This is a genomic window from Sphingopyxis sp. (assembly GCF_035565275.1).
Taxonomy (GTDB): domain Bacteria; phylum Pseudomonadota; class Alphaproteobacteria; order Sphingomonadales; family Sphingomonadaceae; genus Sphingopyxis.
Genome location: NZ_DATMST010000255.1, coordinates 1 through 8,157, shown reverse-complemented (window position 1 = coordinate 8,157; position 8,157 = coordinate 1). Strand labels below are relative to the sequence as shown.

Below are 8,157 nucleotides of genomic sequence, written 5' to 3'. Positions count from 1 at the left end.
GACAGGTCGGTCGCGGGCGGCGCGACGCCGCCGAGGATCGCACGCCATTCGCTTTCGAGCGCGGCTCCGATCGCGGCCTGCAACGCCAGCCGCTCGCGGCGGATCGCGTCGGGATCGACCGTTACCATCTGGTCGCCGATGAAGGCTTCGCTCGGCAGGAGCACCGCCTCGGCGACGAAGGCGGGATCGGCATTGCGACCCTCCAGCGTCTGCGCCACGGCGTCGATCACCGCGCCGTTATCGGCGGCCTTGCCCGACACCGCAGCAACAAGCGTGTCGAGCATGAGTTGCTGCAGCGCCTCATAGCGCGCGAACGGATCGTCATCGTGCGCGGCGAGCCATGCGAGCTCGCCCTCCTCGCGCGCGAAGTCGACGATCACCGGCGCCGAAAAGCCCCGGTTGATCGAGAGCATCGGCCGGCTGCGATATGAACCGAGCGGCACCGCCATTTCGGCGCGGTCTAGCAGTATGAGCTGTTCTTCCCCGGCGCGATGCCCGCCGTCGCGGTCATGCGCCTTGATGCGCAGCGGGATCAGCATCGGCTGCTTGTCGGGCTGTCCCGGCGTCGCCGGAACGACCTGTGTCAGCTGGAGCGTGCGCTCGCCAGTCGCGGCATCGGTGTCGATCCGTGCCGTAATGCGCGGCGTACCGGCCTGACTGTACCACAGGCGGAACAATGTGAGATCGACCCCGGCGCCTTCCTCGATCGCGCGCACGAAATCCTCGCACGTCGCGGCCTCGCCATCGTGGCGGTCGAAATAGAGGTCGGTGCCTTTGCGGAAGCGGTCGGGGCCGACCATTGTGGCCATCATGCGGATGATCTCGGCGCCCTTGTTATAGATGGTCGCGGTATAGAAGTTCGAGATTTCCTGAAAGCTGTCAGGGCGGATCGGGTGCGCGAGCGGCCCCGCATCCTCGGGGAATTGCGCGGCGCGGAGCAGACGGACATCCTCGATCCGCTTGACCGGCGGCGACCCCATATCGGCCGAAAAGCTCTGGTCGCGAAAGACGGTAAAGCCCTCTTTCAGGCTGAGCTGGAACCAGTCGCGGCAGGTGACGCGGTTGCCCGACCAGTTGTGGAAATATTCATGCGCGACGACACCCTCGACCCCGTCGTAATCGACGTCGGTCGCGGTGTCGGGATCGGCGAGGATGTAGCGGGTGTTGAAGACGTTGAGCCCCTTGTTCTCCATCGCCCCCATGTTGAAATCGCTGACCGCGACGATGTTGAACAGGTCGAGGTCATATTCGCGGCCATAGACCCGCTCGTCCCACGCCATGCTGTCCTTCAGCGCCTGCATCGCGTGACCGGTACGATCGACGTCGCCGCTCCGGACCCAGATGCCAAGCTCGACCTCGCGCCCCGACATCGTCGTGAAGCTGCCCCTGTTGACGACAAGATCGCCGGCGACGAGCGCGAAGAGATAGGAAGGCTTGGGCCACGGGTCTTCCCACAGCGCCCAATGATCGCTCCCCTCTTCGCCCTGTCCGACGCAATTGCCGTTCGACAGCAGGATCGGGAATGCCGCCTTGTCGCCCTGCATCCGCACCTTGTAGCGGCTGAGCACATCCGGCCGGTCGGGGTGGAACGTGATGCGACGAAAACCTTCGGCCTCGCACTGGGTGCAGAGCAGGCCGCCCGACGCGTAGAGCCCTGACAACTGGGTATTTGCCGCCGGGTCAATGACGGTATCGATCTCGACCCTCGCCGCCGTCCGCTCGCCGAGGTCGACGATCAGGTCGCTGCCGTCCATGCGCCAGTCGTTCCACACCTCGCCATCGACGCGCACCGCCGCCGGGGTCAGCCCGTCGCCGCGCAGGAGCAGCGGCACCGGCGCATCGGCATCGCGCACCACCGACATCGCCGCGCCGACCTTCGTCGCGTTGATCCCCAGCGCGAAATCGAGCGCGATGTCGGGGATCGACCATTCGGGCGCGCGATAATCGCTCCGATAGATGGTGACGGGAATGGCGGGCGTGGAAGAGGCGTCGGTCATCGGTTCGATCTAGGCACGGCGGCGCCGACGCGCAATAAGGCGCGCGATGGGACACATGCTGATTTTCGGAATGGGTTATGCCGCGAGCCACCTCGCCCGGCGGTTGCGCGCGCGGGGCTGGGAGGTGACGGGAACGACTCGCGACGGGCGCGGCGACAGCATCGCGTTCGATGAAACGCCGGCTGTTCTCGCAGCTCTGCGCTCCGCAACACATATCCTGTCGTCGGTCCCGCCCGTCGATGGCGCGGATTCCGTGCTCGCTCGCTATGGCGACGCCGTTGCCGTCGCGCCCGCCGGCTGGGTCGGCTATCTGTCCTCTACCGGAGTCTATGGCGACGCGGGCGGCGCGTGGGTCGACGAAAGCGCCCCGATCAAAGGCCGCCGCCCCGACCGCAACACCGCCGATGCGGCCTGGCAGGCGTTACGCAGCGACGTCAGCGTCTTTCGCCTTCCCGGCATCTACGGCCCCGGACGCTCGATTCTCGACCGGATAAGCGAGGGCCGCGCGCATCGCATCGATTTGCCCGAACAAATCTTCAGCCGCGTCCATGTCGACGATATCGCAGGCGGGGTCATCGCCTCGTTCAAGGGGCCGGCGGATATCTACAACCTCGCCGACGACGAACCGTGCCACCAGAACCGGCTGGTCGAATGGGGGTGTGCGATGCTGGGGACACCTCTCCCCGTGCTGCAATCTATCGACGAAGCCGGCCTGTCGCCCGCTGCGCGCGCCTTCTATGCCGAGAACCGCCGTGTTGCGAATGGCAGGGCGAAGCGGCTGCTGGGCTGGAGCCCGCGTTATCCGACTTTTCGTGAGGGGTTGGCCAGCCTGATCCGAAGCTAGATCAGCACATCCACCGTGTGGATCAGCACGCCGACGAGCCCGCCCACCAGCGTCCCGTTGATGCGGATATATTGCAGGTCGTCGCCCACGGCATTTTCGAGCCGGTCGGTGATCGTCTTGGCATCCCAGCCGCGGATCGTGTCCGACACCAGCTTGAGCGCGGTTTCGCCATAGCTGTCGACGACGCCGACCATCGCGCGACGCGCATAGCGGTTGAGCGTGCGCTTGATGCCCGCATCCTCGCCCAGCATTGCGCCGAACTGGGTGACGAGTTCGCCGATCCGCCCTGCCAGCATCGTGTCGGGGTTGCGCGCAGCCTTGAGCAGCGCCGTGCGGCCTTGCTCCCACAATCCGTCGAGCCAGCGCTTGACCGCCTTGTTTTCGAGCAATTCGTCGCGGACCTTTGCGACCTTTGCCTTCACCTCGGGGTCGTGCTGCAGGTCGAGCGCCATCTTGGCGAGCCCTTCCTCGACGCGGATGCGCAACGGATGCGTCTCGTCGACCGCCATTTCGCTGAGCAGTTTCGACAGCCCCGCAACGATGCGGTTCGAGATGCTTTCGTCGAGCCCGGTAAAGCGCACGATGGCGTTCGAATTGTCGTGCACCATCTGGTGGATCAGATGCTCGTTGAGTTCGAGCGTCTTCGATCCCCATTTGACCATGGCATCAAGAAGCGGCTGGTGCCGCCCTTCGGCAAGCGCGGCCTGCAGCGCCTGTCCGAGCAGCGGCGCCACGTCGAGTTCGCGCAGTCGATCGGCGATCGCCGACTTGACCATGCCGCCCAGCCTTTGCTGATCGAGCGCGCCCAGACCGTCGGCGATGATCCGCGATGCGCCGAGCCGCAGCCGCCCGCCACCCTCGCCCGGTTCGGACAGGAATTTGCCGACCGCGCCTGCGACGTCGACCGTCTGCATCTTGCGCGCGATCAGCCGCGGCAGCAGGAAATTGGTGAGCAGGAAGCGCGCCAGCGTATCGCCGATCCGGTTCTTGTTACGCGGCACGATGGCGGTGTGGGGGATCGGCAGTCCCATCGGGTGGCGGAACAGGGCAGTGACCGCGAACCAGTCGGCCAGCCCGCCGACCATCGCCGCCTCGGCAAAGGCACGGACGAAACCAACCGCCGGGTGGACGTCCTGATAATATTTGGCGCTGATGAAGACGAGCGCCATCACGATCAGCATGCCCGTCGCGACGACGCGGATGTTGAACCCGCCCGTCGGAACGGCAACGCCCACCCCCCGGTTCATATGGGGAGGGTGGGCGTGTGCAGTATCAGTCTGCGGCGAAACGCTTTCCGTCATGACCTTCAAATGGCGTCATAGCGCAAAGGTTGCAACCGGCGCGCTGCGTCACTCGGCGGGATGCGGTGCCGGCGCCGCGTGCGGCTTGGTATCGTCGCCCTTCCGGTAAGTGAGCAGGTTGCTCGAGAAGAAGCGGCCGAGACGCTTTTCGATACTGTCGGCGAGACTGAAGCCCGCGGGCACGATCAGCAGCGTCAGCATCGTCGACAGGATCAGGCCGCCGATCACGACGACGCCCATCGGCGCGCGCCACGCCCCGTCACCCGAGAGCGACAGGGCCGTCGGCACCATGCCGGCGACCATAGCGACCGTGGTCATCACGATCGGCTGCGCGCGCTTGCGCCCCGCGTCGAGCAGTGCGGCGTTTTTCTCGACCCCGTGATCCATTTCCTCGATCGCGAAATCGACGAGCAGGATCGAGTTCTTGGCGACGATGCCGAGCAGCATCAACAGGCCGATATAGACCGGCATCGAGATTTCCATGCCCGTGATCAGAAGGCCGAGCAGGCCGCCCAAGGGCGCGAGCAGCAGCGACGACATGTTGACCAGCGGCGACAGGAAGCGGCGGTACAGCAGCACCAGCGTCGAGAAGACGAGGAGCAGCCCCGATACCACCGCGATCATGAAGTTGGTGATCAGTTCGGCCTGCCACTTGGCATCGCCCTGGATCACCTTGCGGATTCCCTGCGGCATCGTCTTGACCGCAGGCAGCGCGTCGATCTTCTTCTGCGCTTCGCCGGTCACGAGCCCCGGTGCAAGGTCGGCGCCGATCACGATGCGCCGCGTCTGGTTGTAGCGGCGAAGCTCGGTCGGACCCGCGCCAAAGCCGATCGACGCCACCGATTTCAGCGGCACGGTCGTCCCGCTGGCGGTCGGCACGGGCAGATTCTCGATCGTCGCAAGGGTGCGGCGCGAATCCTCGGACAATAGCACGCGGATCGGAATCTGGCGGTCGGACAGCGAGAATTTCGCCGCATTCTGGTCGATGTCGCCGATCGTCGCGATGCGGATCGTCTGGCTGAGCGCCGCGGTCGTCACGCCGAGTTCGGCCGCCAAGTCGAGCCGCGGAGTCACGATGATCTCGGGCCGCGGAATATCGCCCTCGATGCGCGGCGAGCGGATTTCCTTGAGCCCCTCCATCTGCGAGACGATCAGGCGCGCGTGCTTTTCGAGCGCGACCGGATCGTCGCCGCCGATGACCATCGTGATGTCGCGGCCCGAAAAGCCGCCCGACTGGCTCTGGAAGGTGACGCGTGCGTCGGGGATGGCCGCCATTTGCGGCTGCAGGCCGCGCTCCCATTCGACGCTGGTCATCTCGCGCTTTTTCTTCAGCGTGATATAGACGCCGCCGTCGTTGACGTTGACCTCGTAGAAGGCGTTTTCGACATTCTTGTCCTTCGACAATATGGCGTTGATCTGGTTCGAGATATGCTCGCTTTGCGCAAGCGTCGAACCCGGGGGCAATTCATAACGGATCTGGCTGTAATCGCTGTTGATCGTCGGCTGGAATTGCTGCGGCAGGACCATCAGCAGCACGACGCTCATCCCAAGCGACGCGGCGCCGATCCCGACGATCCAGACGCGGTGGTCGAACAGCCGCGCCCACGCGCGCTGGACCATGAATCTGGCCCAAAGAGCAAAGGGCCATTCATGCATCCCGAATAGCCCGCAGGCTCGGGTCAGCGCCCCGAGCGCCGCCGCGACGGCCATGGCCGTTGCCCATGAGCTAAAGACGGTCGCAGTCGGAGCCAAGACACCCATCAACCAGAGAAGCGCGCACAGGACGGCGGCAACGAGGCCGAACCACAAATAGGCCTTCAGAATCGCATTCAACGACGCTCGGTTAATCCACGCTACCAGAGCGCCAAACAGTATGACGATCAGGCTGACCGCGAGGAAGGTAAAGATCGCCTCGAACGGCGTCTTCAGCATGAAATACATCGCCGTATTCGGCGCATCCTGGCCGACAGGGACCGGCTGGAAATAGGCGTAGATGGCATAGAGGATCGAGAGCGCCGCCAGCGCGAGCGGGACGGCGAGATAGGCGATTTTCGTCGGCGCGGGTTCATATTTCGCGCGCACCGCCTTTTGCTTCTTGTCGTTGAGCGTCCACGCGAGCAGGCGCTCGTAACGGTCGATCCACGGGCCCGAAGCATGGTCCTGTTCACCCTGCGCCGACAGGAAATAGGCCGCGATCATCGGCGTGATCATGCGCGCGACCGCCAGGCTGACGAGCACCGCGAACACGACGGTCAGGCCGAACTGGATGAAGAACTGGCCCGACACGCCCGGCATCAGCGCGACGGGAAGGAATACCGCGACGATCGACATCGTCGTCGCGACGACGGCCAGGCCGATTTCGTCGGCGGCATCGATCGACGCCTGATAGGCGGTCTTGCCCATGCGCATGTGCCGGACGATATTCTCGATCTCGACGATCGCGTCGTCGACGAGCACGCCGGCGACGAGGCTCAATGCGAGCAGCGACAGACCGTTCAGCGAGAAGCCCATCAGGTCCATGAACCAGAAGGTCGGGATCGCCGACAAGGGGATCGCGAGCGCGCTGATCAGTGTCGCGCGCCAGTCGCGCAGAAACAGGAAGACCACGACGACCGCAAGGATCGCGCCCTCGATCATCGCGAGCATCGAGCTGCGATATTGTTCCTTGGTATATTCGGTGCGCGTGAAGAGAATGGTGAAATTGACCTTGGGGTTCGCCTTCTTGATCTCGTCGAGCTTCTTCATCGTCTCGTCGTGGATCGTGACGTCGGACGCGCCCTTCGCCTTTTCGATCGAGAAGCTGAGCACCTGCCGCCCGCCGATCTTCGCGAGGTTGCGCTGTTCGGCGTAACCGTCGGTCACGCTCGCGACATCGGCGAGGCGGATCGTCCGTCCGTTGCCGATCGAAATGCGCGTCTCGCCGAGCTGGAAGGCGCTGTCCGCATTGCCGAGCACGCGCACCGCCTGTTCGCTGCCCGCAATCTCGGTGCGGCCACCCGCGGCGTTGACGTTGACCTGGCGGAGCTGCTGGTTCACCTGGCTCGCGGTCAGACCATAGCTTTGCATGCGCGCGGGATCGAGGATGACGCGGATTTCGCGGCTGACGCCGCCCGAGCGGCTGACCTTCGCCATCCCCTGGATCGAAAGCAGTTCCTTCGCGACCGTGTTGTCGACGAACCAGCTCAACTGCTCGAGCGTCATGTCCGACGTTTCGACCGCGAAATAAGTGATCGGGCCGCCCGCCGCGTCGACGCGCACGACCTGCGGCTCGAGAATGCCTTCGGGCAGGTCGCTGCGGATTTGCTGCACCGCCTGGTTGACGTCGTTATAGGCGCGGTCAATCGGGGTGCCGATCGCGAACTGCACCATCGTCCGGCTGTTGCCTTCGGAGACATAGGAGGAGAGTTCGTCGACCCCGCTGACGGCGCGAACCGCAGCCTCGACGCGCTGGGTAACCTGCGTCTCGAGCTCCGACGGCGCCGCGCCCGGCTGGACGACGACCACCTGAACCATCGGGAATTCGACGTCGGGATTGTCGTTGACGTCCATCCGGTTGAAGCTGACGAGACCCGCCAGCAGCAACAGGATGAACATGACGATCGGCGGCACCGGATTGCGGATGCACCAGGCGGAAATGTTGCGGAAGCTCATGTCTCGGACGCCCTTGTGCGCGAATAGCTGCGATTATTGCGACGATTTCTGTACGACCGGCTTCACCTTGTCGCCGGGGTTGAGGAATGCGCCCGCCAGCGCGACCACCTTTTCGGTACCCGTCAGCCCCGACGCGATCGACACGCCGCCATCGGTCACCGTGCCGACCTTTACCGGGCGGCGCTGGATAACGTTCTTGTCGTCGACGATCAGGACGAAATTGCCCTCGGGCCCGCTGAGCACCGCGCTTTCGGGGAGCAGCGGCGCTTCGGCCGTGCCCGCGACGAGCCGCGCGTCGGCGAAACCGCCCGGACGCAGCGCCGAAGAATAGGGAACCGCGATGCGGACCATGCCCTGGCGCGTG

The 8,157-nt window shown here is 64.9% G+C and carries 5 protein-coding genes; 1 reads left to right on the top strand and 4 read right to left on the bottom strand.

The genetic code is table 11. The features are described 5' to 3' along the window. Window positions 1–1,997, bottom strand: a 1,997-nt coding sequence (gene pepN, locus VN047_RS17420; protein ID WP_325544882.1) for an aminopeptidase N, incomplete at its 3' end; no start/stop codon positions are given. 46 nt (window positions 1,998–2,043) lie between these two features. On the opposite strand from pepN, the gene VN047_RS17415 reads away from it, so the two are divergent. After that, window positions 2,044–2,841 carry an SDR family NAD(P)-dependent oxidoreductase gene (locus VN047_RS17415; RefSeq protein WP_325544880.1) on the top strand — a complete coding sequence of 266 codons (798 nt, stop codon included), beginning with the start codon at window positions 2,044–2,046 and terminating at the stop codon, window positions 2,839–2,841. Here the strand turns inward: VN047_RS17415 and VN047_RS17410 are convergent. The 3 genes from VN047_RS17410 to VN047_RS17400 form a co-directional block, all read right to left on the bottom strand. Next, on the bottom strand, window positions 2,838–4,088 hold the full coding sequence (locus VN047_RS17410; protein WP_325544878.1) for a DUF445 domain-containing protein: 1,251 nt from the start codon (window positions 4,086–4,088) through the stop codon (window positions 2,838–2,840). The two genes, VN047_RS17415 and VN047_RS17410, sit on opposite strands and share 4 nt — an antisense overlap. Before the next feature lie 102 nt (window positions 4,089–4,190). Further along, a complete protein-coding gene (locus tag VN047_RS17405; RefSeq protein WP_325544876.1) occupies window positions 4,191–7,793 on the bottom strand; it encodes an efflux RND transporter permease subunit in 3,603 nt (1,200 codons plus the stop codon). 33 nt (window positions 7,794–7,826) lie between these two features. Further along, window positions 7,827–8,157, bottom strand: a 331-nt coding sequence (locus VN047_RS17400; RefSeq protein ID WP_414712731.1) for an efflux RND transporter periplasmic adaptor subunit, incomplete at its 5' end; no start/stop codon positions are given.

Coding starts and splice junctions, on each gene's coding strand:
- VN047_RS17415 (WP_325544880.1), top strand. CDS start 2,044: ATGGGACACATGCTGATTTTCGGAATGGGTTATGCCGCGAGCCACCTC.
- VN047_RS17410 (WP_325544878.1), bottom strand. CDS start 4,088: ATGAACCGGGGGGTGGGCGTTGCCGTTCCGACGGGCGGGTTCAACATC.
- VN047_RS17405 (WP_325544876.1), bottom strand. CDS start 7,793: ATGAGCTTCCGCAACATTTCCGCCTGGTGCATCCGCAATCCGGTGCCG.